This is a genomic window from Sulfitobacter guttiformis (assembly GCF_003610455.1).
GTDB lineage: Bacteria > Pseudomonadota > Alphaproteobacteria > Rhodobacterales > Rhodobacteraceae > Sulfitobacter > Sulfitobacter guttiformis.
Map to the genome: position 1 here is coordinate 1,516,694 of NZ_RAQK01000001.1, position 25,238 is coordinate 1,541,931.

Consider the following 25,238-nt stretch of genomic DNA (forward strand, 5'->3'; position numbering starts at 1 on the left):
TCAATACTCGTGATCAGCCAGACTTCATTCACGCTTATCAGGTTAGCCTTAATGTAATCTTGAAATGCGCCTCCCATGAGGGGGCGACAAAACCACTGGTTCCAAGCGTGTCCTGAGCCTGTTTAGACCAATTCACAATTACATCATGCCATAGCTGACAAGAGGAATCATCAACATAAACAGCACTCTTTCCCAAGATTTCTCGGAATGTAGCAATTTCCGTACATATCACCGGCGTCCCTAACATCAACGCCTCGACGGCTGGCAGCCCAAACCCCTCCGCATGACTGGGAAACAGCAACGCCTGCGCCCCCTGAACAAGAGCCGCGAGCGCGCGGTCCTCCAATCCGCTAATCTCACGCACGCGCGACTGGGGAGCCAGCGCATCAAGCCGCGCGAATACCTCTGCATTATTCCAGCCGCGGCCGCCACAGATCAGCAGCATAGGGGCATTCGAACCTAAATTTTCCCAAACATCGAGCAACAGCGCATGATTTTTGCGCGGCTCAATCGTTCCTACAGTGATGAAATACGGGCTCTCTGGCCGGACCCCTTCAGGTAATGCAAGCGGGTCAGGTACTGGCGGCGTTGTCCCTAAGTGCGCAACAATCCCCTGCGGCACCGCCCCCCACTCCGCCATCACCCGTTCGGTACGCATCCGTGTATCCTCGGAATTGTAGATTAGCAGATCAGCATGCGCGCGCACGCGACGCATCTTTTGCTCAAACACCTCGACAGTGCCTTCCCGTTGGTAGTGGGGATATTCCATCGGGATCACGTCGTGCACAAATACCGCGATCCGCGCATACGGAATCGCACGTACCGCCTCCAAAACCCGGGCCGAAAGATTGCTATGCCCTGTATTGAGATAGGCCACCCCGACAGGCAGCCACTTGCGCAACATGCCAGCCAATCCTCCCGGCAGACACCGCGCTACGGACAGCTTTCGCGCATCGGTCAACGCAGCCCGCGCAACCGGATGCAAGCCCCGCACCATGCGCGATAGCAGATCGGGAGAAGAGTAAGGCTCATTCCCCGTCAGCAGCAGATGAAACCGGATCAGCGCCGTACGGTCCAGTAAAACATAGCCGACGGGCGTACGGGCCAGCCCCCAAACAGGGACAGGCCCGTCAATCAAGGCCGCAAGGTAAGCAAGCTCAACGCGGTCGACGCCTGTCCAAACTCGACCAGCCCGCCGCAACAAGCGGGTAAAATCCAGCAGTCTTGCCGGTGGCTCCGTGTTATTCAGGCTCTGATCCAGCGGTCCACATCCTCCACAGACGACGCGCCACTACACAGTGCCGATTACAGGCTCGGTGCGATGTCGCGCAGATACGCGGCCAAGTCATCGCGCAGCTCAGGCCGCGCCAGGCCATAAGCGACTGTAGCCTGCAAAAATCCAGACTTAGAGCCACAATCAAACCGCTGGCCCTCAAAACGGAACCCGTAAACCTTGCGCTTCTGTTCCAGCTCTACAGCAATCGCATCTGTCAGTTGAATCTCTCCGCCCGCGCCCTGCTTCATATCATCAAGGTTTTTGAGAACTGATGGGGACAGGATATAACGCCCGATAACGGCGAGGTTCGAAGGTGATTCCTCCGCCTTTGGCTTCTCCACCATACCTTTGACATCAAGCAAATTGCCCTCGTCAGATTCGACATCCAGAATGCCGTAAGATGATGTTTTGTCTGGCGCGACTTCCATCGCCGCGACCATGTTACCACCAGTTTCCTCATAGGCCTCGACCATCTGCTGCAAGCACGGCTTCTTGGCAGAAATTACATCGTCAGGCAGGATGACCGCAAACGGCTGGTCGCCGATGAGACGGCGCGCACACCAAACAGCATGGCCGAGGCCCAGCGCCTTGTGCTGGCGGACATAAGCAATGGCACCGCTGTCCATGTTAGTCTCTTCCAGAACCTTCAGCATGTCATGCTTGCCGTTGCGGCGCAGTTCGTCTTCAAGGTTTGGCGCGAGATCAAAATAGTCCTCAAGCGCACCTTTGCCCCGCGAGGTAACAAAGATAAATTCCGTAATGCCCGCGGCACGTGCCTCGTCGATAGCGTACTGGATCAGCGGACGATCAACCAGAGTCATAATCTCTTTCGGGACAGACTTGGTAGCGGGCAAAAAGCGTGTGCCCATACCCGCAACAGGGAAAATCGCTGTTGTTACTTTATTGCTCATAGTTTTACGAAAGCCTCACGTTGTAATTTCGTCAGCAAAAACGTTCAAATCATCCGCCGCGCATTCATCAGACAGGCCCGAATTGCACGCCCGTTTTCCAGTACGCCGCTAAATGCCGCCTACTATGTTGGTTACTGATACTCAAACAAGGCATAATTTAGAAATTTCTGCGTATTTCCCTTTAATTAGCGACTTTAGGCGTCTTCCAGCCCACGCAGCTGTGCGACCCGCCTCCGCTCCCGCGCTGCGCGCCGCGATTTTGTTGTAAGGCGAAAAATCGGCTCGCTTCGCTCTGCCCGCCCGAACAGACCGCCCCGCTGAACCCAGACGCCCTGCTGTTCGAATGTAACGCGGTGAAACAGCGCCGTCAGTGATAGCACCAGAACAGTCTCTATTGAACCTTCCTTTGCACGCGCGGCCGCAGCATTGATCGCCGCCGCGCCCTGCAGCGCACGTACCGCAACAAAACCTGCTTTGCGCGGCAGGACGGCAGCGGGTCGGAACGGCAGCACAGGATGGCGCGCAACCGTGACACTGCCGAAAGTGCGGGTTTGCCCCTGCGCGTATCCAGCGTGAAGCCCTTTCATCAGCCGCCGCACATCACGGGGCTCCAGCCTTCCAGCCACCATATGCTCCAAAAGCCGCTTGCGCTCCGCTCCCACTTGCTTGGTCCAGTGTTCGGCGCGTTCATCATTAGCGATGTGCTTGCGCTGGAATACCGCCCAACTAGCGCCTATCTCGAACAGATCACGCGGGACACGATCATCACGGCGCCGCGCACTCTCCGCAAAACCATGATGCACCTGCGCCAGCGGTACTAATGCGGTGGCATACCCCGCCCGCGCCATCCGCATGTTTACATCCGTCTCGTCCAGATAGAACCGGAATGCCGGGTCGAAACCGCCAATCCCCACCAGCGCATCGCGTCTAAAGGCCATATTAGTGCCTTCTGTCTTTATCGCACGCCCTTTTGGCGGCACCAGCACAGTCGCCTGCAACGGGTCGAGTTCCACCTCTTGCGGTGTGCCCTGATGGTCCAGCGTCCGCGCCTTGTACTGGAAGCTTATTCCATTACGCCCACGCACAAAGCCACCCATTGCACCTACATCGCTGCGCAGCGCTGGCGCCACCAGATGGCGTAGCCATTGCGGCTCCGGCACAGCATCATCGTCGATGAACGCAACAATTTCGCCCGCGGCATGGATCAGTGCCAGATTGCGGGCTGCCGATATGTTTGCTTCATCAAAGGCGATGCATTTGATCTGCGGCAGCACATCTTGCGTTTCGGTCACCGCGACCCCCTCAGGACAAGCAACGACCACTACCTCGAACGGGCGGTATTGCAGCTGGGCCACAGCGGTCAAGCATCGCCTGAGGGCGTCAGGCCTTCCACGGCTTACGATAATGACACTGACCGTTCGCGCGCTCATCAGGGGCCAACTTTCGCCTGAAGCCTGTAATCAGGCGTCTTTCAAATCAACACCCGGCGCATAGGCAATGAAGAACGGATTAGCATAGCCTGCCTTCCCGTACATAAGCGGGGAGTGATCATCAAATCGGACCACGTCTCCACCAGCCCCTTTAAGGACAGCATGACCCGCTGCTGTGTCCCATTCCATCGTGCGACCTACACGCGGGTAAATGTCGGCCTCGCCCGTCGCCACCAGACAGAATTTGAGCGAGCTGCCCGCGCTCTTCATATCCTTGACCGTATATTTGCCGATATAGTCGTCTGTCGCCTGATCGCGGTGCGACTTACTTGCCACCACCATAAGCGCGGAATTGTCTGGGTTAGAGACAGATATGGCCTTCATCGGGCCGACGACATTCTTGTCAAAATCACCGGTTTCCTCAACCGATTGACCGCCTGCACCGGTGAAAAACATCCGACCTTTCGCAGGCGCATATACAACACCACGTGTTGGTACGCCGCCCTCGACCAGTGCAATGTTGACTGTAAAATCGCCACGCCGATGAATGAATTCCTTTGTACCGTCCAGCGGATCCACGATGAGAAATGTATCGCCGGTAGAGCTGTGCGTATCCGCCTGCTCTTCAGTAACAAGCAAAACGTCCGGAAACTCGGCGCGAAGCCCGTCAGAGATAATCCTGTCAGCCGCTTCGTCTGCAGCCGTCACGGGACTATCATCCGACTTAGACTTAACGTCAAAATCATCCATCCCGTAGATTTCCATAATCTTATCACCCGCCTCAAGCGACAGGCGCCGCATCACACGCGTCAATTTTTCGTAATCCATGCCCAACTAATGCCATCCTTCGTTGATAAATACCTTTCATACCTTATGATGCGATTGTAACGGATCGGCAAGAAATCCGTGCGACACTGGTCATAACCGCAAGGCAGGCAGCAGATGTTTCAACCCGTACATACCCGACGGTCCACACTCCACGTCGTTCTGACGATGCTGGAACTTATCTATCACTCCATCGTGCGCTCGGTTCGGAAAAGCCACAACAACGCGTTCCTCGCTATTGCCACTAATATCTTGCAGGCAGTGATTTTCGTTCTCGCCTTTTACGTGATGTTTTCGATTCTCGGGTTGCGCGGGGCCGCCCTGCGCGGTGACTTCCTGCTCTACATCATGTCGGGCATCTTTCTCTACATGACCCACTCAAAGGCGCTCGGCGCCGTCGTGGGCTCTGAAGGGCCTGCCAGTCCGATGATGCAGCACGCACCAATGAACACCATCATCTCCATCTGCTCTGCCGCCCTAGGCGCGCTTTATATTCAAGTGCTGTCACTATCGGTTATCCTGTTCGTCTATCATGTCGCATTCGTCCCGCTGGAGGTGGAGCAGCCTATGGCGGCGTTCGGCATGCTCATGCTGGCATGGTTCACCGGTGCCGCACTCGGGCTTGTTCTGCTGGCGATCAAACCGTGGTTTCCCACGGCGGTTGGCATCTTCTCTACGATATACCAACGCGCAAACATGATCGCCTCGGGGAAGATGTTCGTGGCAAATACGCTGCCCAGCTTTATGCTCGCTATGTTCGACTGGAACCCGCTGTTTCATACAATCGATCAGGCCCGCGGCTTTGCCTTTCTGAATTACAATCCTCGCTACAGCGACCCGATGTATGCGCTCTGGGTGGGGCTGGTGTTACTGATGATCGGCCTGATGGGCGAATTCTACACCCGCAAACACGCATCCCTCAGCTGGAGCGCGCGGCGGTAAGTAAAAATTTGGGCGGGAAGCTCCAAAGGCAGTGGCACTTGATCAACCTAAGGTTAGCTATGCGGACGAAGCACTATATTGATACACAAAGACACACCAAGCCTGCCTTCTGAGCTAAGTGTCGCCGACTGGGTAACCGAGAAGACAGATGGCACTGAGTTCTTAGTGCCACCTGCGAAGTCTTAGAAACCTTCAAGCACCAGCTTACCCTTGGCCTTATTGCTTTCCAGGATTGCATGGGCGCGCTTCAACGTCGCCGCATCGATCTTGCCCAATACTTCGGTGGCCGTTGAGCGGATTTTGCCTGCATCCAACAAGCCCGCTACTTCGTTTAGGATATCATGCTGGCGCGTAATATCAGCAGTTTGGAACAAAGACCGCGTGAACATCAGTTCCCAATGGGTCGAAACCGCCTTGGTCTTGAAGGGCATAATGTTGAGCGCCTCCGGATCATCGATCAGGCCGAATCGGCCTTGTGGAGCAATAAATTCGGCGATCTGTTCAATGTATTGATGGGTATGTGTCGTTGAAAACACATAACCCGGCTCGCCAATTCCCAAGGCTTCGATCTGTGGCGTAAGGGCTTTGGTGTGGTCAATCACATGATGCGCGCCAAGGTCTTTCACCCAGTCAAATGTTTCAGGGCGCGATGCAGTCGCAATGACGGTCATATCAGTCATTGCACGCAGCAACTGGATTGCTATTGAACCGACGCCACCAGACCCGCCAATGATAACCACCGCATTCGCTGCGCCGGGAACTGGGTCATTGACGCGGAGCCGATCGAAGAGCATTTCGTAAGCCGTCAATGCAGTAAGGGGTAAAGATGCGGACTGCGCAGCTGTGATTGATGTCGGCGCATTGCCGACTATCCGCTCATCTACGAGATGAAATTCAGCATTCGTGCCAGAGCGGTTTATCGCGCCGGCATACCAGACAAGATCACCCGTCTTGAACATCGTTACATCGTCTCCAACGCTGACCACTTCACCAACCGCATCCCAGCCAAGGATCGCAGGGGCTTCGCCCTCCGGCGGGCGGTTCATACGGATTTTGTAATCAACAGGATTTACCGAAACAGCCTGCACGCGAACCAACAGATCGCGGCCTATGGCTACAGGTGTGTCAATTTCGATATCGAGGAGAGAGTCAGTGCGGTCAAGTGGGCCTGCGGTATTGTATCCAACAGCTTTCATGTTTTGGTTCCCTTCAAAAGGTCAGAATTTTGGAAGTTATTATGTCGATGACTTGTACGACGGCGCTAACCTTTACGTGATCGGCAGCGTCTGGATGAGGGTGACCGAACGCACCCACATCGTTGTCGAAATAGCGGCCTGATACGTCAGCAAAGTCAGGACCAAGTGCTGTGCGACGTAAGATAATCGCACCAATGCCGACATCATTGCCCGCAATGCCAAAGCCCTCTTTGACCATCTTGGTTGCTAAAAGCGAGCCGGGATTGACGGAAAGGAAGCTCGGGCCATCGGGGTGTTCCGCAGCAAGGTGTTGCGACCACATTGTGATTGCCAACTTACTTTGAGCGTAAGCATTCATATCATCCATTTCGACGCCACCCATGAGAGCACTCAGGTCAACAGGGGCTTGCGCAGCGGATGACAGATTGACGATTCGACCACAGCTTCCCAATAACGGCAGCAACCGTTTGGTCAGGATGTAGGGCGCAATCGTGTTCACCATAAATCGCAGATCCAAACCATCTATTGTTACTGTATTCGGGGATTTCAACACGCCAGCATTGTTGATGAGGACGTCGATACGGGCGTGATCGTGGTTAATATCCTCAGCCAGTTTCAGGACGTCTGCGCCATGGGAAAGATCTGCCAGATAAGCCTGAACGTCTCCGCCAATTGTCGCGCGGGCAGCCTCCAACTTAGCGGCGCTGCGCCCATGAAGCAGCACTTTGTGCCCCTCGGTCGCCAGCAGTTTCGCCGCCTCCAACCCGATCCCGTCAGTGGCTCCAGTGATCAAAATTGTTTTAGACATGTGAAACCCTTTCAGTTGGAAACATGGACCAGACATAATGTGACACCTGTTTCATAGATGCTTTGTATCGCCAAAATTCAGGCGGAGGTTCAGCGTAACGTGTTTTATGCCCGCCTTATGCAACGCGTCACGGCGTCGGCGCAGGTGCTTAAATCCGACTGAAAACTCGCGTTGATGGGACTTAATTGAAACATTGAAACTAACTCGCTCCGGAAGATGAATGGGAGGATTGACTTGGTTCGCCTGAACTACATTATATTCACAAAATGTATAAGTCTGGAAAATCGGATTTCATAATTCCGGTTTGGTATATAATCATATGGATACGGAAAGTGTCAGGTTGTTTGTGCTATGTGCAGATAAACTGAATATCAGCGCAGCAGGTCGGGACTTAGGCATGGCACCAGCCGTCGCAAGCGCCCGGTTGGCCAAGCTTGAAAAAACGCTCGGCGCGGACTTGTTACGCCGCTCAACGCGCAAGGTATCCTTGTCGCTGGAAGGCGCAGATTTTCTACCCTTTGCCAAAGAAATGCTTGCACAGGAAGATGCAGCACTTGCGGCTTTGGGCATGGTAACTCCGACTGTAAGTGGCACATTGCGGTTCGCAGCCCCCAGTACATTCGCGCAAAATTACATCGCACCCATCTTACCCAAGTTCCTCGATACTTACCCCGAGATCATCCTCGACCTGCGCCTGTCGGACACGCAATTCGACCTGATCGAGGGGAGTTTCGATCTTGCACTTCGCAATCAGGAGATGTCGGACAGCAGCTTGAAAGGGCGCAAACTGGCAGATGATATGCGCGTTCTCTGCGCATCACCCACCTATCTGGCCAAGCACCCCCCCATTGAAAAACCAACCGACCTTGAGCGGCATCGCTTACTTGCGTTCAAGGATTTCTCCACCAGAGGATTGGTTAACCATGCTGGACGCAAGGCGCATTTCGATCCCAAGGCTGCAACATTGCGCATGCTGTGCGATGATGGGCAAAGTCAGAAGATTGCTACAGTTGCGGGGGCGGGTATCTCCATCAACTCAATGTGGAGCGTGCACCGAGAGCTGGCTGAAGGCAGTTTGGTCCGCGTTTTATCAGACTACTGGCTGGACCAGCGAACGGGGCTTTGGCTCGTTTATCCGAAATCGAATGTGTTAACGGCCAAAGTGAGGGTCTTCATCGATTTCCTGCTAGATGAAATTGGCGAACCCTTGTCAGACCTTCTGCGCACCAATGTCCCTGATTAAAAAAATTCGGCTTTTTGGGGATAATTCCACATCAAAACAGAACTGGCAGTTGAGCGCGGACTAACTGGTATAAATAAAATCAAGCCTGACCGTCACTCTACGACACGCAATGTCAGATTAAGTCGGCCCCCTTTGGGCAATAGCTTGCTTGATCCAGCCCTGATCCGGTCAATCCCGTGGTATGCCAATCGGGCCTCACCCCCCATTACCACCACATCGCCCGAACGAAGCCAATGGCTCTGCGTTTTGCCCCCGCGCGTCATGTTCCCCATCCGGAACAGTCCTTCGTCGCCCAGCGATACGGAAACAACGGGCCACTCCATGCTGGCTTCGTCACGGTCGCGGTGCAGACCCATCTTTGCCTCGGCACCGTAATAATTAACCAGACAACATTCCGGCTGCCGTTCCAATCCCGTTACCTCGCGCCAGATCGCCAAAACCTCTGTGGGAATTTCAGGCCACGCAACCCCTGCGGGATGGAATTGGGAGTACCGATATCCCTTTTCATCCGAGACCCAGCCATATTTCCCCGCCGCAGTCATCCGGACTGACATCAGCGCCCCGTTGGGCATTACAGGACGGAAAAACGGTGCTTTGGCCACGACAGCACGCACCGCCACCAAAACCGCGCGCTGCTCAGCGCCATCCAGAAACCCCGAATGGATATCGAATCCCTTAACCGATAGTTTCACGCGATTCCTCTCAATTTCTGATCAAATCTCATGATTTATACCTAAATCATCACATCTTGGCCGTTGCGATGCTTGCAGCACCCGCACCCCCTCACTATATACCCACCGAGCCGCTGGAAACTGCCAGTTTGCAGCGACACTAGGATCGGAGCATTGGTGCCGTAATGGGCCAACGTTTCGGGTAATCGCCTTGAGACAAATGAGGGATCGAACACATGGCCAAAGTAATTGGTATTGACCTTGGAACTACAAACTCCTGCATCGCAATCATGGACGGCAGTCAGCCCCGCGTAATCGAAAACGCGGAAGGTGCACGCACAACGCCCTCCATCGTTGCATTTACAGACGACGAACGCCTCGTTGGCCAGCCAGCCAAGCGTCAGGCCGTCACAAATCCAGAAAACACAATCTTTGGGGTGAAGCGCCTTATTGGTCGCCGCAACGACGATGCCGACCTTGCCAAAGACAAAAAGAACATCCCCTTCAACGTGATTGATGGCGGCAACGGCGACGCTTGGGTTCAGGCCAAGGGCGAAAAATACTCCCCTTCACAGATCTCGGCCTTTATCCTCGGAAAAATGAAAGAAACAGCTGAGTCGTACCTCGGTGAGGAAGTAACTCAGGCGGTTATTACCGTTCCTGCATACTTCAACGACGCCCAGCGCCAGGCCACAAAAGATGCCGGTAAGATCGCTGGCCTTGAAGTGCTCCGCATCATCAACGAGCCAACAGCGGCCGCCCTTGCATACGGACTAGACAAAGAGAACACGCAAACCATCGCGGTGTATGACCTCGGCGGCGGCACATTCGATGTGACCATCTTGGAAATCGACGATGGCCTGTTTGAAGTTAAATCGACCAACGGCGACACATTCCTCGGCGGTGAAGACTTTGACATGCGCATCGTGAACTACCTCGCGGACGAGTTCAAAAAAGAGCACTCTGTTGATCTCACGAAAGATAAGATGGCACTCCAGCGCCTGAAAGAAGCTGCTGAAAAAGCCAAGATCGAGCTGTCCTCGTCTTCCCAGACCGAGATTAACCAGCCGTTTATCTCAATGGGCGCAAATGGCCAGCCGCTGCACATGGTTATGAAGCTGACGCGCGCTAAACTGGAAAGCCTAGTCGGCGATCTTATCAAAGCGTCGATGAAGCCTTGCGCCGCAGCGCTCAAAGATGCGGGCCTCAAGGCCTCAGACATCGACGAAGTTGTGCTGGTTGGTGGTATGACCCGCATGCCGCGCGTCATCGAAGAAGTGACCAAATTCTTCGGCAAAGAGCCGCACAAAGGTGTGAATCCTGACGAAGTTGTCGCCCTCGGCGCAGCGATCCAAGCGGGCGTTCTTCAAGGCGACGTCAAAGACGTGGTTCTGCTCGACGTGACCCCCCTCTCCTTGGGTATTGAAACCCTCGGTGGCGTATTCACCCGTCTGATCGACCGCAACACAACCATCCCGACGAAGAAATCGCAGATCTTCTCGACCGCCGAAGATAACCAGAACGCCGTGACAATCCGTTGCTTCCAGGGCGAGCGCGAGATGGCTGCCGACAACAAGATCCTCGGTGCCTTCAACCTTGAGAGCATTCCGCCCGCACCACGCGGTATGCCCCAGATCGAAGTAACCTTCGACATTGATGCCAACGGAATCGTATCCGTCGGTGCAATGGACAAGGGCACTGGCAAAGAGCAGAAAATCACCATTCAGGCATCCGGTGGTCTGTCTGATGCTGATATCGAAAAAATGGTTCAGGATGCCGCAGATAACGCGGAGTCTGATAAAGAGCGTCGCGCTCTGATCGAGGCCAAAAATCAGGCGGAAAGTTTGATTCACTCCACCGAGAAGTCAGTGGAAGAGCATTCCGATAAAGTCGACCCGACGACTGTCGAAGCAATAGAATTGGCGATTGCTGCTCTCAAGGACGAACTGGAAACAGAAAACGCCGAAAAGATCAAATCCGGTATCCAGAACGTCACCGAAGCCGCGATGAAGCTGGGCGAAGCTATCTATAAAAACGCTCAGGATGCGAACGAAGATGACATGGCCGCAGCCGCTGACGAAGCTCCGAATCGTAAAGATGATGATGATATCGTCGACGCCGATTTCGAAGACCTCGACAACGACAAGCGCGCGTAAATCCGCCCCGCGGAACCAATGACAGGGCCGGTCCGATATGACGGGCCGGCCCTTCACGTTCCTGTAAAGGATAATACCCATGGCAAAACGTGACTATTACGAGATCCTCGGGGTCGCCAAAGGCGCCTCCGCAGATGAAATTAAGAAGGGTTATCGTGTAAAAGCAAAAGAGTTGCATCCTGACCGCAACTCCGGAAACCCAGACGCCGAAGCACAGTTCAAAGAGGCAAACGAAGCCTACGAAGTCCTCAAAAGCGCCGATAAAAAAGCAGCTTACGATCGCTATGGCCATGCCGCCTTTGAGGGCGGTATGGGCGGCGGCGGTGGCGGTCGCCCAGGCGGCGGTGGACAGGGAGACTTCTCCTCTGCCTTTTCCGACGTATTTGACGATTTGTTCGGCGATTTTATGGGAGGGCGCGGTGGCCAGCAAAGCGGCGGACGCCGTGCGGCACGCGGCTCTGATCTGCGCTACAATCTTCGCGTATCGCTGGAAGATGCTTTTGCGGGGCTGCAGAAATCAATCAATGTGCCGACATCCGTTAGCTGTGGCTCATGCAGTGGTTCTGGTGCAGAGGGTGGCGCAGAGCCCACAACCTGTCCAACATGCTCAGGCATGGGGAAAGTACGCGCACAGCAGGGATTTTTCACGGTCGAACGTACCTGCCCGACATGTTCCGGCCTTGGTCAGATCATCAAAAACCCATGTAAATCCTGCCGGGGCGCAGGCCGCGTAGAGAAAGATCGCTCTCTATCAGTCAACATTCCCGCAGGCGTGGAGACTGGTACCCGCATCCGCCTCGCCGGCGAGGGAGAGGCCGGTATGCGCGGCGGCCCCTCGGGAGATCTGTATATCTTCATCGAGGTACAGGAACACGAGCTGTTCGAGCGTGATGGCCCGAACCTCTTTTGCCGCGTTCCTGTAAGTATGAGCAGCGCCGCCTTAGGCGGAAGCATCGAAGTCCCGACAATTGACGGCGGCCGTGGTCGGGTTCAGGTCCCTGCTGGAAGCCAGTCGGGTCGTCAAATGCGTCTGCGCGGAAAAGGCATGCCCCATTTGCGTGGTGGCGCAACCGGCGATATGATCATCGAACTTGCCGTAGAGACGCCGGTCAACTTGACCTCTAGGCAAAAGGAAATTCTTCGTGAATTCGAGGATTTGTCTGAAGAAAACAACCCTGAAAGCAGCAGCTTTTTCTCGTCAGTTAAATCCTTCTGGGATTCAATGAAGGGCTAGATAATTAGAAAGGGGCGCGCTCTACCAAGGGCGCGCCCCTTCTTCATTTTTCTCTATATTCAATTATCGCTACATCAATATTGTCCGCTTAATGCGATATGCGCGAATTATGTATTTCGTTTGGTGTGAATAAAACTATTACGATAATGTTCCTGCTTTGATTAAATGAATTTTTTGGTTAACCGTTTGCTAACCAAATTGCGGCATCTTTGACGGATGTCAGCATTCAATGAGCAGCCCCTCCCTTTTCTCATGGACGAAGCACTCTCAGCAGCGCCCGTAAGCGGCAAGCAACCTTCTTATATTGCTGATCACCGGCAGCGGCTTCGCGCGCGATTTATGGCCGGTGGCCCTGCCGCAATGCCGGAGTACGAGTTGCTTGAACTAATCCTGTTTCGTGCCATCTCCCGACAGGATGTCAAACCGCTCGCCCATGCGCTGATGGCTAGGTTCGGTGATTTCAACCGTGTTCTGACCGCTTCCGAAGCACGCCTACGTGATGTTCATGGCGTAGGCGACGCTGTTATCACAGAACTCAAAATTGTCGAGGCCGCCGCCCACCGCATGGCGCGATCAAAAATCATGCAAGCGCCAGTGTTAACAAGTTGGGATGCACTTCTCGATTATTGCCACACAACCATGGCCCACTGCGAGACCGAACAGTTCCGCGTCCTATACCTTGACCGAAAGAACGTATTAATCGGGGACGAGGAGCAAGCGAAGGGCACCGTCGACCATGTGCCTGTCTACCCGAGAGAGGTTGCGAAACGAGCGCTCGAACTGAACGCTTCCGCGCTCATCTTAGTCCACAATCACCCTTCCGGAGACCCTACGCCATCCCGATCGGATATCGACATGACAGCTCGTGTCCAAGCCGCCTGTGAGGCCCTCGGTCTGACACTTCATGACCATCTGATCATTGGCAAATCCCGCGAGTTGAGTTTTCGTGCCGAAGGCTACCTCTAGCGGACCCAGACTTCGACGCGACGGTTGGCCTGACGGCCCCACGAGCTATCATCACAGGCCATCGGCATCGCCTCGCCAAAGGCGTCCACACCAAGATCTACCCGCTCCAGATTAGCCGTCACTGCGGCTTCGCTCACAGCGCGCCGGACCGCATCCGCACGTCGCAGCGCAATCTCTCGGTTGGCCTCCGCGGCGCCATTACCATCGCTGAACCCCACAAACAAAAGGCTCCGCGCATCATATTGCCCAACCTCCAATGCCCTTGCCAATTGCTGAACATTCGAGCGCGACTGAGCATCAAGGCGAATTGATCCCGCCTCAAATCGAAATGAAGTGCTCAGCCGCGCCATCGGCACCAGGGTCGAGGTCATGCGCTGCAATTCACCCAACGTAATCTCCCCTCCCGCTTGGGCGATTGCATTGGTGAAGCGATTGCCTTGTTCCTCAACTGCAATTTCTTCTGGCGTCTGATCCACGAATCCAGATCGACGAATGACGATTTGCGCTGCGGGTTCGCGGGTAAAGGCCAGAAACTCACGTGCCAGTTGTGGCAAGCGACGGGCCGGAAAATACAAGAACATTGGCGCAGTAAGCGGATAATCTTCCGTCTTGATCGTCCTCCGTGAAGCTTCCATCGAAAAGCCGCAGGCACCCGTCAGCATCAGCGCTTGCGTGCCGCCACGATCTGCATAGCTGGTTAGCCCCAAGGCAAACGTATCAGACGCAACCGCCTCAGCCAAAGCCTCCGGTGTAGGATGGCGCATGGCGGTTTGCGTAAACGTCTCAAGACTGGTTGGACGCAGCAACTGATCCACAATGGCCTGCCCCAAGCCGGAGGCATCATCAGGCAAGTGAAGGTCAATCGGCACATCGGGTCCACCGAGCGCCTTCCAGTTGGTGATGTGACCGGCGAGAACTTGGGCCAGATCGGCAGGCGAAATACCACGCACCGGATTGGTCCCAGAGACAACTGGGACAATTGCGTCGAGAGCAAGGACACGGCTGCGGTTGATCCCAGTCATATCACCCATTCCGGTCTCGCGTGCCCTCACACGCTCATCCGGTCGGATTTCGCGCAGGGACATTACGATGTCGGCCTCGTCAGCCAGTAAATCTGCAAACCCCTCGTCGGTATTGGTGACACGAAACCGGAATCTCGCGGCGAGCTTTCCGTCATCCGCACGCCTTATAAGATAGGTGAATGTGCCAAGATCATCACCCTCTTCCCGCTCTGTCAGGTAATCATTCTTTTGAGCAAAACTTTCGATAAGGGCAGGCATAACAACCGCGCCCAACGTAGACGCACCAGAGATAGAAAGCTCGGCCACATAATCCTGCAAATCTGGACAGCCGGGTCCGTCACACAAGACACCCGACCCGTCAATTGTTAGCTCGCCATAGTCGGTCGCCAGCCTGTAAAACTCGCCGTCAAAGCCGAGCAACATACCACTCAGCTCCACCTTGCTATCTCGCGAGGTGAGCGTCACATCCTGAGCCTTTACAGACAGGACAGTTCCAAACAGGAAAAGTGCGGCCAATAAAGCCGCACCTATCGATTTGATCATGGGACCTCGGTGTTGCGTTAGTTTGTGGCCGCAACTGTCAGGTCTTCGTACAGATTATTCAACACAAGAAAGTTCCCTGACGCATCGCAGTCCGGAACAGACAGCGTCAAGGTTCGTGTTGTGATATCTTTGCCGCTAAACGTCTGGAGGGTTTTCGCTTCAATCTCCATTCCGCAATTGTTTAGCGCGACTTCTGCTTCCACACTCAGAGCGACATCGCCGGCATTTTGCACAGCATTTGCTGGAAAGGTGTATACCTCAGCCAACAGGCCATCGGGAATGTCCGCATCCCCAAGCACTGAGACGAACCCACCTTTTCCAGTGACAGCATAGGTCATATCGCGCATCGCGCCGGACCAGACGTGTCCATCGGTTTGATAATCAGCACCAAATTCACGGGCGTGCAGATGAAAGCCGGTATCGCCCTTCCACTGGAGCGCTACCCGATCATACTCAGACAATTCCTCGACATTAGCTTGTGCAACCGCGCCTTCACCGTTTGTGAAGGCTACGACAAAAGTAGCGTTCAACGCCATCGCTGGGACAATGATGTCAAATGCTCCTGCCTCGTCAGTTGTTTGACTGAAAAGCAAGCCAGAGTGATGTACAGTCAGACGCTCAAGAGGCAAACACGGCGCGGAAAGGGTCAGGTTCACCATTGCAGCAGCAACAGGGCGCGCATTCGCAGTTATGGCACAAGCGATATCAGGTGTGGGCTGGGCTTTTGGCTCACTCATGTCAGGGTCACCCCCTACCGCGCCCGCAGCTTGGACTCTGGGCGATTCAGCTAACTTGGGGGCAATCATTTCGTCGGCAGCAGCAAGGGTAACGGCCTCTTCTGCCTTTGGGACAATAGTGTCATCTTTAAAATCGGCAGATGTCAGGACAATCTCGCCGACATCAAGCACGACGGCATCAGCATTTATAAGCGTTGCACCTTCATACTCCGCCGGCAACGTTGCCGCACTATTCTGCATGAAGAACCCTATACCGATGGCACAGGCCAATGTTCCGGCAGTGGTAATGATTTCCTTGCGGTATTTCATGGTATCGGTCCCTCGCAGCGCAATAGCTCAGGAACGAGGATGATACAAAAACAGGGCCGCAATAGGGCGGCCCCGCGCTGATATTGTGACGACTTACGGCTTCTGAAATCAGGTCAGGCGGCCATGACAATGCTTGAACTTTTCACCGGAACCACAGGGGCAGGTATCATTGCGGCCCGGATTTCCCCACGTTGTAGGATCCGTTTCGTCAAATCCATCCGCCACAGCATTGGCAGTCGGCGCAGGTGCGGGGGCATTTGCCTCGGCGCCATCTGCCGCATTATCGACAGCTTCGGCGGCTGCTTTTTGCTGCGCCAGCATTTGCTCGATCATGCGCTGCTGGTCTGCTTCGCTAGCGGGTTCAACCCGCGACAGGCGCTGCGTCACGTCCTGACGCAAGCTGTCGAGCATTCCTTCAAACAACTGGAAGGACTCATTCTTATATTCATTGAGCGGATCGCGCTGTGCATAGCCACGAAACCCGACAACCGAGCGCAGGTGCTCAAGCGTGAGCAGGTGATCGCGCCATTTTGCGTCAATAGTCTGAAGGAGGAAGTGCTTTTCGATGTTTCGCATATTCTCAGGACCAAATTTTTCGGTCTTGGCTGCCATCAACTGGTCTGTTGCCTCGATCAAGCGCTCACGAATGATCTCGTCATCCACGCCATCCTCCTCGCACCATGCGATCACAGGCACGTCGACGCCAAGCTGTTCAATCACAGCAGCGTAGAATCCTTGGGTATCCCACTGATCGGCATAGGTCTTGGGCGGCATATACTGATCTATAAGATCGTCGATCATCTGATGACGCATGTCCTCGGTGATTTCGTGCAGATCCTGGCTTTCCATAATGTCGCGGCGCTGGCCGAAGATAACTTTGCGCTGCTCGTTCATCACGTCATCGAACTTTAACAGCTGCTTGCGCATGTCAAAATTGCGGCCCTCGACCTTGGCTTGTGCCCGCTCCAGCGATTTGTTGACCCACGGGTGAATGATCGCTTCGCCTTCCTTCAGACCCAGTGTCGTCAGTACTTTTTCCAGCTTTTCAGAGCCGAAAATCCGCATCAGGTCATCCTCTAGCGACAGAAAGAACGACGAGCGACCCGGATCCCCCTGACGGCCAGAGCGGCCACGAAGCTGGTTATCGATGCGACGGCTTTCGTGCCGCTCGGATGCCAGAACGAACAAACCGCCTGATTCGAGAACCTTTTTCTTTTCGTCGGCGGTTTCGGCCTCGATCCGCTTGCGGGTATCGACCGGATCGGCGTCAGGATTTGCGGCCAGCGCTTCGAGCACCTTCAACTCGACGTTGCCGCCCAGCTGGATATCGGTTCCGCGGCCCGCCATGTTAGTCGCGATTGTCACGGCCCCAAGCTTACCCGCATCACCGACGATCTGCGCCTCTTGCTCGTGCTGGCGAGCATTCAGGACATTGTGGGGGATTCCCTCTGCCTGCAGCAACTTGCTCAGCATCTCGGATTTCTCAATGGACGTGGTCCCGACAAGGCAGGGCTGCCCGCGGCCATGCGCCTCTTTCGTCTTTTCGATTATCGCGGCATATTTCTCGACGGCGGTGCGGTAAACAGCATCGTCTTCGTCAATCCGCGCGATCGCCACGTTGGTCGGCACTTCGACCACGCCAAGACCGTAGATCTCCATGAATTCGTCTGCCTCGGTAAGCGCGGTACCCGTCATGCCGGCAAGCTTGTCATAAAGGCGGAAATAGTTCTGGAACGTCACCGAGGCGAGAGTGATGTTCTCTGGCTTGATATCAACACCCTCCTTGGCCTCGATCGCCTGATGCAGACCGTCGCCAAGGCGGCGGCCTGTCATCATCCGGCCTGTAAATTCATCAATCAGTACAACTTCGCCATCGCGAACGATGTAATCCTTGTCCTTCTCAAACAGGGTATGCGCACGCAGGCCTTGGTTAACATGGTGCACAAGGGATGTGCTCTCGGGATCATAAAGTGTGAACCCTTCCTCCATCAAACCTCGAACACGCAGCTGTTCTTCGAGGAACTCGGTGCCGTCATCAGTGAATGTGACGTTACGGGTTTTTTCGTCCACCACGTAGTGATCAGGCTGCAAGACGGGAATGACCGCGTCAATCGTCAGGTACATGTCCGAACGATCGTCGGAGGGGCCGGAGATGATCAAAGGCGTGCGCGCCTCGTCGATCAGGATACTGTCGACCTCATCGACAATCGCAAAGGAATGTTGCTTCTGGAAGATCTGGCTCAACTCGGATTTCATGTTGTCGCGCAAATAGTCGAATCCGAGTTCGTTGTTTGTCGCGTAAGTGATGTCACAATCGTATGCTGCGCGCTTTGCGTCGTCGGCCATGTTTGGAATGATATAGCCGGTGGTCAGACCCAGTGATGCAAACACCTTGCCCATCCACTCCGCATCACGTTTCACAAGGTACTCGTTCACCGTGACGATATGGACGCCCTTATGAGTCAGCGCATTGAGGTATGCGGCAAATGTCGCCGTAAGAGTTTTACCCTCACCGGTTTTTTGCTCGGCGACGTTGCCTTGATGGAGGAAAATCGCTCCCATCAGCTGCGTATCAAAGGCCCGCAAGCCCAGAGTACGGAATGCTCCCTCGCGGCAATTAGCGAACGCTTCGGGCAGAAGATCATCGAGGCTCTCACCTTGCAGAGCACGCGTCGCCAGTTCCTCGGTCTTTGCTTTGATGCCCTCATCGCTCAACGCTTTGAATTCAGGCTCCAGCGCATTAACCTTTTCTATCAGCGGACGGGCGGCCTTGATCTTGCGATCATTTGGCGATCCAAAAACCTTTTTGGTGATTTTTCCAAGTCCCAGCATGCGATCTCCAGCCGAATTTAAATTCTGTTTCGCGATCTGCTTGCCCCGCAAACACCCAGTCCATAAATAGAAGGTGAGAATGGTGGCCCAAGCGCCGCGCCCATCAGCGATGTAAGGGCCGCCATGTAGCAAGTCAATGTAACCGGACAGATAGTGCCGGAATGATAGGACGATCCATGCAAAAACGACTCACTTTTCTGGCATCACTGGCATTTGCTGCCGCTCTTGCCCTTCCCGTATCTGCACAGGAGACTGTGACCGCCGATCCTTCTGTTGTTGTGGCGACCGTCGGCGGAACCGAGATTACCGTCGGCCACATGATTGTGGCATGGGCCAGCCTGCCGCAACAGTATCAGGATCTGCCCGACGAGGTTCTGTTTCAGGGTATTCTTGACCAACTGGTGCAACAGACAGCCCTCGAACAGCAGTTTACCGGAGAGTTGCCCAAGCGGGTTGAAATCCAGATCGAAAACGAGCGCCGCTCCCTGACTGCGGGCGAGGCCGTTAACGAGATCATGGAAGGCCCACTGGAAGAAGCAGACGTTCAGGCAGCTTACGAAGAAGAATATGCCAATGCTGAGCAAGAGCCCGAGTTTAACGCATCGCACATTTTAGTCGAAACCGAAGAAGAAGCGAAGGCAGTCGCGGCCGAGATAGAGGGCGGCGCAGATTTCGAAGCGGTCGCACGTGACAAATCAACCGGTCCGTCCGGCCCGAATGGCGGGCAGCTCGGCTGGTTCGGAAAAGGGGCGATGGTGCCCGAATTCGAGGAAGCGGTTGTTACAATGGAAGTCGGTACAATTTCAGCACCGATCCAGACCCAATTTGGGTGGCATATCATCAAGCTGAACGAGACCCGGATTCAGGAGGCTCCCGCTCTTGAGGATGTCCGCGATCAGATAGAGCTGCAAATTCGGCAGATTCGCGCACAGTCCAAAATCGAGGAAGTGACAGCTGCAGCCGACGTCGACCGTAGCGGTGCTGAGGGTGTAAGCCCCTCGGTCATCAAACAAGTCACAGTACTGGAGTAAACATTACTATGGCAAAAATCACCTCCGTTTCACCGTTGGCACCTGCTGAATTTCCCACTCTCCCGATAATTGACGGCGTGAAATTCGCCACCGCGGCAGCGGGGGTGAAATATGAGGGCCGCACAGATGTTATGCTGGCGACCTTGATACCGGGCACTGTTGTGGCAGGGGCATTTACGCGCTCTGCCACACGGTCTGCGCCCGTTCTCGACTGTCAGGCGAAACTGGGCCAAACCAGCGATGCGCCTGCCGCGATCCTTGTGAATTCAGGCAACTCAAACGCATTTACCGGAAAGGGCGGTGTTGCTTCGGTCGAGGCAATCACTGCGGCTGTTGCCGAAGTATGTGGTATCCCTCAATCACGGGTGTTTACTTCCTCCACAGGGGTTATCGGTGAGCCATTGCCGCACGGGCGCATCACGGCCGTGCTTCAAGCACTTGACGACAACACACGCTCAGACGGCATCGCCGCTGCGGCAAAGGCAATCATGACAACCGATACCTTTCCAAAAGGTGCTGCAGCAACGATAGAAATTGATGGTAAAAAAGTTTCTATTTCCGGGATTGCAAAAGGTTCTGGGATGATCGCCCCAGACATGGCTACAATGTTGGTCTATATTTTCACTGATGCTAAAATCGGGCAGGACGCTCTTCAATCTCTCGTTTCTGCGAGCAATGAGAAGACTTTTAACTGTATCACTGTCGACAGCGACACATCGACCTCGGATAGCCTAATTGTAGCTGCTACCGGTGCGAGTGGCGTAACCGTCGATGATCATTCAGGGTTTGCGGATGCTTTGCATGGCGTCATGATGAACTTGGCCCATCAGGTGGTGAAAGATGGCGAAGGAGCGACAAAATTCGTCGAAATCATCATCACCGGTGCAGCATCTGACGCCGATGCCAAGACCCACGGCATGTCCATCGCCAACTCCCCTTTGATTAAGACCGCTATTGCGGGCGAAGATCCGAACTGGGGGCGCGTTGTCATGGCGGTAGGGAAATCGGGCGCAGCTGCGGATCGTGATCGGCTGTCTATTCGCTTTGGTGAAGTAGAAGTTGCAAAAGACGGTTGGCGTAGTGCGGATTATTCCGAAGACGCCGCCGCAAGTCACATGAAGGGCGATAACATTGTGATCGGCGTCGATCTCGGTATTGGCTCGGGCACGGCAACTGTCTGGACCTGTGACCTGACGCACGGCTATATCAGCATCAACGCCGACTATCGCTCGTGAAAATAGTTTTAGTTTCGGCTGTTGCCTTGATCGACACTGACGGGCGCGTGCTGTTGGCACAGCGCCCGCCCGGGAAGTCTATGGCAGGTCTTTGGGAGTTTCCTGGCGGCAAAATCGAGAGCGGCGAAACCCCGGAGGCAGCATTGGTTCGAGAGCTGCATGAAGAACTGGGTATTGAGACTTGGTCATCCTGCCTCGCGCCGCTGACGTTCGCGAGCCATTCATACGAAAAATTTCACCTGATGATGCCTTTGTTTGCCTGTCGGAAATGGGAAGGCACGCCACAACCACGTGAGGGTCAGGTGCTAAAGTGGGTCAAGCCAGCAGAGATGCGAGAACTTCCGATGCCAGCGGCAGATATACCCCTGATAGCTGTTTTGCGAGACTGGCTGTGACGACAGCCTAATTTTATGTCTTATAATGCCTAATATATATTCAATTTGTTTCCAGAAATGTATGGAAGAGCTAAAATTTTTAGCTATTGTAAAACATGTAGAAATTCTGGGGAGGGTTAATGATGCTACGTACCATTACAATCGGCAGCTGCGTATCGGTTCAGGGAATATTTGTAGGCTCCACACCAGATGGCCGCATTTCCGTACAGGTGGACAATACCGTTTACTCTGGCGTTCCTGTTACCAAAAAGTAATCAGAACTCCATCGCAGTTAAGTTAAGTTGAGACATGAAAAAGGGGACGGTGTTTTACACCGTCCCCTTTTTGCATTTTTTCTACGTACTTTGCCTTAGCTAAGCGTGCGGGTTACTTCCTCACGGGTGAAGATCTCAATTACGTCGCCAGCGCGAACATCATCGTAGTTCTCGAACGCCATACCACATTCCTGACCAGACTGGACCTCTGACACTTCATCCTTGAAGCGCTTGAGCGTCTTGAGGTTGCCCTCGTGAATCACCACGTTGTCGCGCAGCAGACGGACACCTGCAGAGCGGCGAGCCACCCCTTCGGTAACCAGACAACCGGCGACTTTGCCGATGCCCGTGACCTTGAACACTTCTTTGATATTCGCATATCCAATGAAGTTTTCCTTGATCTCGTTGCTGAGAAGCCCGGATGCAGCAGCCTTAATATCATCGACCAGATTATAGATAACCGAGTAATAGCGGATCTCGACACCTTTCTGGTTAGCTGTATTGCGGGCCGAGGCATTGGCACGCACGTTAAAGCCAATGATAGGTGCGCCTGATGCTTCAGCAAGTCCCACATCTGTTTCAGTGATCGCACCAACGCCGGAATGCAGGACGCGCACACGGACTTCCTCGTTGCCAATCTTCTCCATCGCCTGAACGATCGCTTCTGCAGAGCCTTGAACATCCGCTTTTACCACAATCGGCAACTCGGATACGCTCTCGTCTGCTTTGGCGTTCGCCATCAGCTGTTCCAGTGTCGTCGCAGCACCCGCCGCAGCGCGTTTGTCTTTTGCTGCGTTTGCACGGTACTCGGCGATCTCACGCGCTTGCGCTTCGGTGTCGGTCACGTTCAGAACGTCACCGGCTTCGGGTGTGCCGTTAAGGCCAAGAACTTCGACAGGAACAGAGGGGCCTGCTTCCTTGATGCGGTTACCCTGATCATCGATCAGCGCGCGGACTTTTCCGTACTGCTCACCCACAACAAAGATATCGCCAGTGCGCAATGTGCCGTTCTGGATCAGAACCGTCGCCACCGGGCCACGGCCAACATCAAGTTTTGCCTCAATCACGGCACCAACAGCGGCGCGTGCAGGATTTGCCTTCAGCTCAAGAATCTCTGCCTGAAGTGCAATCGCCTCCAGAAGTTGATCAAGGCCCATACCAGTCAGCGCAGACACTTCAACGTCCTGCACATCACCAGACATTTTTTCGACGATGACTTCGTGCTGCAACAACGCTGTACGCACGCGATCAGGGTCAGCTGAAGGCTTGTCGCATTTATTGATTGCTACAATCATCGGCACTTTTGCTGCCTTTGCGTGCGCAATCGCCTCAATGGTCTGTGGCATAACGGCATCGTCAGCAGCGACAACCAGAACCACGATGTCCGTCACCTGTGCGCCACGTGAGCGCATTGATGTAAAGGCAGCGTGGCCTGGAGTATCGAGGAACGACAATACCTGTCCGCGTTCGGTTTTAACCTGATAGGCGCCGATATGCTGGGTAATACCCCCAGCCTCGCTCGCGACGACCTTCGCTTTGCGGATTGCATCCAAAAGCGATGTTTTACCGTGGTCAACGTGACCCATGATTGTGATGACCGGCGGACGATCCTGAAGATCGGCAGCATCATCAATCTCAAGCTTGATTACGTCTTCGACATCGGCATCGGACACCCGTACAACGTTGTGGCCGAACTCTTCGATGATCAGCTCCGCGGTGTCTGCATCAATGGTTTCGTTCTGGGTGACCATTAAGCCGCTGTTCATCAGCGCCTTTACAACAGCACCAGTCTTTTCAGCCATACGTGCCGCTAGCTCGGACACAACAATTGCTGGAGGCAACTGCACGTCGCGTACGATCTTTTCGCGCTCGACGTTCCCACCCATAGCCTTCGCACGGGCACGGTCTTGCTTGCGCTTCATCTGCGCCATGGAGCGTTGACGCCCGCCCTCACCACCACGAAGTGCCTGATTGACTGTCAGCTTGCCGGAACGGCGACTGTCATCATCCTGACGATTCTTCTTGTTGGTTTCCTCGCGCTCTCGCTCTGCCTTTCGGGGCGTGGCAGCAGGGAGCGCCTTATTAGGCGCGGCGCGGCTCTGCGCCGTCGACGGCTCCGAAGCGGGTGCAGCAGCGGCTTTTGCCGCTTCTGCAGCTTCACGCTTAACACGCTCTTCTTCTTCAGCCTTTGCCTTGAGGCTCTCTTCGCGTTCGCGATCTTCAGCCTCTTTGGCTTCAATCTCGGCACGGCGACGCTCACGGTCTTCTGCTCGGGCAATTTCATCTGCTTCGCGTGCAGCGGCCTCTTCGACCTCACGCGATTTAGCAGCCTGAACCGCCTTCAGGCGCCGTTCCATTTCTGAATCGGTTATCCCAGCGGGACGCTTTGATGGATCACCAACAGGGCCCGCGCCGGGGCCGCTTGGCTTTTGTCCACCGGGCTTGGGGATAACAACGCGCTTGCGCTTTGTCTCCACTACAACATTCTTGGTCCGCCCATGGCTAAAGCTTTGCTTTACATTTCCAGGACGCGAGCCACCGAGGCCCAGTGTTTTTCTGCCGTCATTATCGCTCATCTAGCTCGTCTATCCTTTCGGCTGGTCGATACCAGCCTCGTTTTTGCGCACGCCGTTTAGTCTGTGAGCTTCCTCTACAACACGCAGAGTGAGTCCACCAGAGGCGAGCGCCCCATGTATCACAGTTTGGCGTCCGAATGCCAAACCCAATTCATCCGCAGTAAGACACCCGATATAGTGTCCGTAATGCGGCGTACTCAGTTTTGATTTGCCCCGTCCTGATCCATCCACAGCCTGAATCAACACAAGCGCCTCTTCCGTTTGCAGCCAACTTTTGACTTTCTCATAGCCCGCTACGGCTTTACCTGCCTTGCGCTGCATCGAGATAAGGTCCACCACACGGCGGGCCAGCTGCTTTTCAACTTCTTCCACCAGATTATCCGGTGTCTTAAGCGGCTGTTTCGCAGAGCGCGAGAACAACCCCCTTTTTACGGCCATCTCAAGAGCGGCACGATTTGCCGTCACCCACATACCGCGGCCAGGTAATTTACCCATCACGTCTGGAAATACCTGACCCTCAGGCCCTACAACGAAACGCACCATCTGGTACTTTTGTTGCACGTCACCTGTAGCAAGGCATTTACGCTCTGCGCCGCTCTCGCGGTCTTTGGATGCGCCACCGCGTCCCATATTGGTTCTCCCGAGG

At 54.6% G+C, this 25,238-nt stretch carries 21 protein-coding genes; 9 read left to right on the plus strand and 12 right to left on the minus strand.

From position 1 onward, the window contains the following. Positions 1-37: 37 nt before the first annotated feature. From C8N30_RS07530 to cysQ, 4 genes are all read right to left on the minus strand, one after another. Positions 38-1,204: a glycosyltransferase family 4 protein gene (locus tag C8N30_RS07530; RefSeq protein WP_025063893.1), complete on the minus strand. Its 1,167-nt coding sequence runs from the start codon at positions 1,202-1,204 to the stop codon at positions 38-40. 101 nt (positions 1,205-1,305) lie between these two features. Further along, a complete protein-coding gene (galU, locus tag C8N30_RS07535; protein WP_037968027.1) occupies positions 1,306-2,187 on the minus strand; it encodes a UTP--glucose-1-phosphate uridylyltransferase GalU in 882 nt (293 codons plus the stop codon). 194 nt (positions 2,188-2,381) lie between these two features. Beyond that, entirely contained in the window at positions 2,382-3,617 is a 1,236-nt protein-coding gene (locus C8N30_RS07540) for a glycosyltransferase family 2 protein (RefSeq protein WP_025063894.1), read from the minus strand. A 30-nt stretch (positions 3,618-3,647) separates the two neighbouring features. Then, positions 3,648-4,445 (minus strand): 3'(2'),5'-bisphosphate nucleotidase CysQ, encoded by a 798-nt coding sequence (gene cysQ, locus C8N30_RS07545; protein WP_025063895.1) that lies wholly within the window; start codon positions 4,443-4,445, stop codon positions 3,648-3,650. A 114-nt stretch (positions 4,446-4,559) separates the two neighbouring features. On the opposite strand from cysQ, the gene C8N30_RS07550 reads away from it, so the two are divergent. Further along, positions 4,560-5,384, plus strand: a complete 825-nt coding sequence (locus C8N30_RS07550; protein ID WP_025063896.1) for an ABC transporter permease — start codon at positions 4,560-4,562, stop codon at positions 5,382-5,384. 182 nt (positions 5,385-5,566) lie between these two features. Here the strand turns inward: C8N30_RS07550 and C8N30_RS07555 are convergent, their stop codons facing one another. Next, positions 5,567-6,580: a zinc-binding alcohol dehydrogenase family protein gene (locus tag C8N30_RS07555; RefSeq protein ID WP_025063897.1), complete on the minus strand. Its 1,014-nt coding sequence runs from the start codon at positions 6,578-6,580 to the stop codon at positions 5,567-5,569. A 13-nt stretch (positions 6,581-6,593) separates the two neighbouring features. Beyond that, positions 6,594-7,388 (minus strand): SDR family NAD(P)-dependent oxidoreductase, encoded by a 795-nt coding sequence (locus C8N30_RS07560; RefSeq protein ID WP_025063898.1) that lies wholly within the window; start codon positions 7,386-7,388, stop codon positions 6,594-6,596. Between the two features lie 319 nt (positions 7,389-7,707). On the opposite strand from C8N30_RS07560, the gene C8N30_RS07565 reads away from it, so the two are divergent. Continuing rightward, on the plus strand, positions 7,708-8,631 hold the full coding sequence (locus C8N30_RS07565; protein WP_025063899.1) for a LysR family transcriptional regulator: 924 nt from the start codon (positions 7,708-7,710) through the stop codon (positions 8,629-8,631). Positions 8,632-8,723: 92 nt separating this feature from the next. Here C8N30_RS07565 and C8N30_RS07570 read toward each other — a convergent pair whose 3' ends face one another. Continuing rightward, complete coding sequence (locus tag C8N30_RS07570; RefSeq protein WP_037968028.1) at positions 8,724-9,323, minus strand: alpha-ketoglutarate-dependent dioxygenase AlkB family protein; 600 nt, start codon at positions 9,321-9,323, stop codon at positions 8,724-8,726. Between the two features lie 215 nt (positions 9,324-9,538). On the opposite strand from C8N30_RS07570, the gene dnaK reads away from it, so the two are divergent. The 3 genes from dnaK to radC all read left to right on the plus strand — a co-directional run bounded on the left by dnaK (position 9,539) and on the right by radC (position 13,658). Beyond that, positions 9,539-11,458: a molecular chaperone DnaK gene (gene dnaK / locus C8N30_RS07575; RefSeq protein ID WP_025063901.1), complete on the plus strand. Its 1,920-nt coding sequence runs from the start codon at positions 9,539-9,541 to the stop codon at positions 11,456-11,458. A 79-nt stretch (positions 11,459-11,537) separates the two neighbouring features. Beyond that, entirely contained in the window at positions 11,538-12,692 is a 1,155-nt protein-coding gene (gene dnaJ / locus C8N30_RS07580; protein WP_025063902.1) for a molecular chaperone DnaJ, read from the plus strand. A 216-nt stretch (positions 12,693-12,908) separates the two neighbouring features. After that, a complete protein-coding gene (gene radC, locus C8N30_RS07585; RefSeq protein ID WP_025063903.1) occupies positions 12,909-13,658 on the plus strand; it encodes a RadC family protein in 750 nt (249 codons plus the stop codon). On the opposite strand, the gene C8N30_RS07590 is transcribed toward radC, so the two are convergent. The 3 genes from C8N30_RS07590 to secA form a co-directional block, all read right to left on the minus strand. Further along, positions 13,655-15,223 (minus strand): phosphate ABC transporter substrate-binding/OmpA family protein, encoded by a 1,569-nt coding sequence (locus tag C8N30_RS07590; protein ID WP_025063904.1) that lies wholly within the window; start codon positions 15,221-15,223, stop codon positions 13,655-13,657. The genes radC and C8N30_RS07590 overlap by 4 nt on opposite strands. A 17-nt stretch (positions 15,224-15,240) precedes the next feature. Then, a complete protein-coding gene (locus C8N30_RS07595) occupies positions 15,241-16,269 on the minus strand; it encodes a hypothetical protein (protein ID WP_025063905.1) in 1,029 nt (342 codons plus the stop codon). Between the two features lie 108 nt (positions 16,270-16,377). Continuing rightward, positions 16,378-19,101, minus strand: coding sequence for a preprotein translocase subunit SecA (secA, locus tag C8N30_RS07600; RefSeq protein WP_025063906.1), 2,724 nt, complete (start codon positions 19,099-19,101; stop codon positions 16,378-16,380). Positions 19,102-19,277: 176 nt separating this feature from the next. Here secA and C8N30_RS07605 point away from each other — a divergent pair, with 176 nt between their 5' ends. The 4 genes from C8N30_RS07605 to C8N30_RS19785 all read left to right on the plus strand — a co-directional run bounded on the left by C8N30_RS07605 (position 19,278) and on the right by C8N30_RS19785 (position 22,016). Further along, positions 19,278-20,132, plus strand: coding sequence for a peptidylprolyl isomerase (locus C8N30_RS07605; RefSeq protein ID WP_025063907.1), 855 nt, complete (start codon positions 19,278-19,280; stop codon positions 20,130-20,132). Positions 20,133-20,140: 8 nt separating this feature from the next. Then, entirely contained in the window at positions 20,141-21,367 is a 1,227-nt protein-coding gene (gene argJ, locus C8N30_RS07610) for a bifunctional glutamate N-acetyltransferase/amino-acid acetyltransferase ArgJ (protein ID WP_025063908.1), read from the plus strand. Further along, the gene (gene mutT, locus C8N30_RS07615; RefSeq protein WP_025063909.1) at positions 21,364-21,762 is read left to right on the plus strand and encodes an 8-oxo-dGTP diphosphatase MutT; all 399 of its coding nucleotides are present in this window, start codon (positions 21,364-21,366) and stop codon (positions 21,760-21,762) included. The genes argJ and mutT overlap by 4 nt, the downstream gene beginning before the upstream one ends. Positions 21,763-21,881: 119 nt before the next feature. Continuing rightward, positions 21,882-22,016 (plus strand): hypothetical protein, encoded by a 135-nt coding sequence (locus C8N30_RS19785; protein ID WP_269667582.1) that lies wholly within the window; start codon positions 21,882-21,884, stop codon positions 22,014-22,016. A 95-nt stretch (positions 22,017-22,111) separates the two neighbouring features. Here the strand turns inward: C8N30_RS19785 and infB are convergent, their stop codons facing one another. After that, complete coding sequence (gene infB / locus C8N30_RS07620; protein WP_025063910.1) at positions 22,112-24,592, minus strand: translation initiation factor IF-2; 2,481 nt, start codon at positions 24,590-24,592, stop codon at positions 22,112-22,114. A gap of 9 nt (positions 24,593-24,601) precedes the next feature. Then, on the minus strand, positions 24,602-25,222 hold the full coding sequence (locus tag C8N30_RS07625; RefSeq protein ID WP_025063911.1) for an RNA-binding protein: 621 nt from the start codon (positions 25,220-25,222) through the stop codon (positions 24,602-24,604). Between the last annotated feature and the right edge of the window lie 16 nt (positions 25,223-25,238).

Excerpts from the sequence above, each read along its gene's own strand:
- galU (WP_037968027.1), bottom strand. The coding sequence starts at position 2,187 with ATGAGCAATAAAGTAACAACAGCGATTTTCCCTGTTGCGGGTATGGGC.
- C8N30_RS07540 (WP_025063894.1), bottom strand. The coding sequence starts at position 3,617 with ATGAGCGCGCGAACGGTCAGTGTCATTATCGTAAGCCGTGGAAGGCCT.
- cysQ (WP_025063895.1), bottom strand. The coding sequence starts at position 4,445 with ATGGATTACGAAAAATTGACGCGTGTGATGCGGCGCCTGTCGCTTGAG.
- C8N30_RS07550 (WP_025063896.1), top strand. The coding sequence starts at position 4,560 with ATGTTTCAACCCGTACATACCCGACGGTCCACACTCCACGTCGTTCTG.
- C8N30_RS07555 (WP_025063897.1), bottom strand. The coding sequence starts at position 6,580 with ATGAAAGCTGTTGGATACAATACCGCAGGCCCACTTGACCGCACTGAC.
- C8N30_RS07560 (WP_025063898.1), bottom strand. The coding sequence starts at position 7,388 with ATGTCTAAAACAATTTTGATCACTGGAGCCACTGACGGGATCGGGTTG.
- C8N30_RS07565 (WP_025063899.1), top strand. The coding sequence starts at position 7,708 with ATGGATACGGAAAGTGTCAGGTTGTTTGTGCTATGTGCAGATAAACTG.
- dnaK (WP_025063901.1), top strand. The coding sequence starts at position 9,539 with ATGGCCAAAGTAATTGGTATTGACCTTGGAACTACAAACTCCTGCATC.
- dnaJ (WP_025063902.1), top strand. The coding sequence starts at position 11,538 with ATGGCAAAACGTGACTATTACGAGATCCTCGGGGTCGCCAAAGGCGCC.
- radC (WP_025063903.1), top strand. The coding sequence starts at position 12,909 with ATGTCAGCATTCAATGAGCAGCCCCTCCCTTTTCTCATGGACGAAGCA.
- C8N30_RS07590 (WP_025063904.1), bottom strand. The coding sequence starts at position 15,223 with ATGATCAAATCGATAGGTGCGGCTTTATTGGCCGCACTTTTCCTGTTT.
- C8N30_RS07595 (WP_025063905.1), bottom strand. The coding sequence starts at position 16,269 with ATGAAATACCGCAAGGAAATCATTACCACTGCCGGAACATTGGCCTGT.
- secA (WP_025063906.1), bottom strand. The coding sequence starts at position 19,101 with ATGCTGGGACTTGGAAAAATCACCAAAAAGGTTTTTGGATCGCCAAAT.
- C8N30_RS07605 (WP_025063907.1), top strand. The coding sequence starts at position 19,278 with ATGCAAAAACGACTCACTTTTCTGGCATCACTGGCATTTGCTGCCGCT.
- argJ (WP_025063908.1), top strand. The coding sequence starts at position 20,141 with ATGGCAAAAATCACCTCCGTTTCACCGTTGGCACCTGCTGAATTTCCC.
- C8N30_RS19785 (WP_269667582.1), top strand. The coding sequence starts at position 21,882 with ATGATGCTACGTACCATTACAATCGGCAGCTGCGTATCGGTTCAGGGA.
- infB (WP_025063910.1), bottom strand. The coding sequence starts at position 24,592 with ATGAGCGATAATGACGGCAGAAAAACACTGGGCCTCGGTGGCTCGCGT.
- C8N30_RS07625 (WP_025063911.1), bottom strand. The coding sequence starts at position 25,222 with ATGGGACGCGGTGGCGCATCCAAAGACCGCGAGAGCGGCGCAGAGCGT.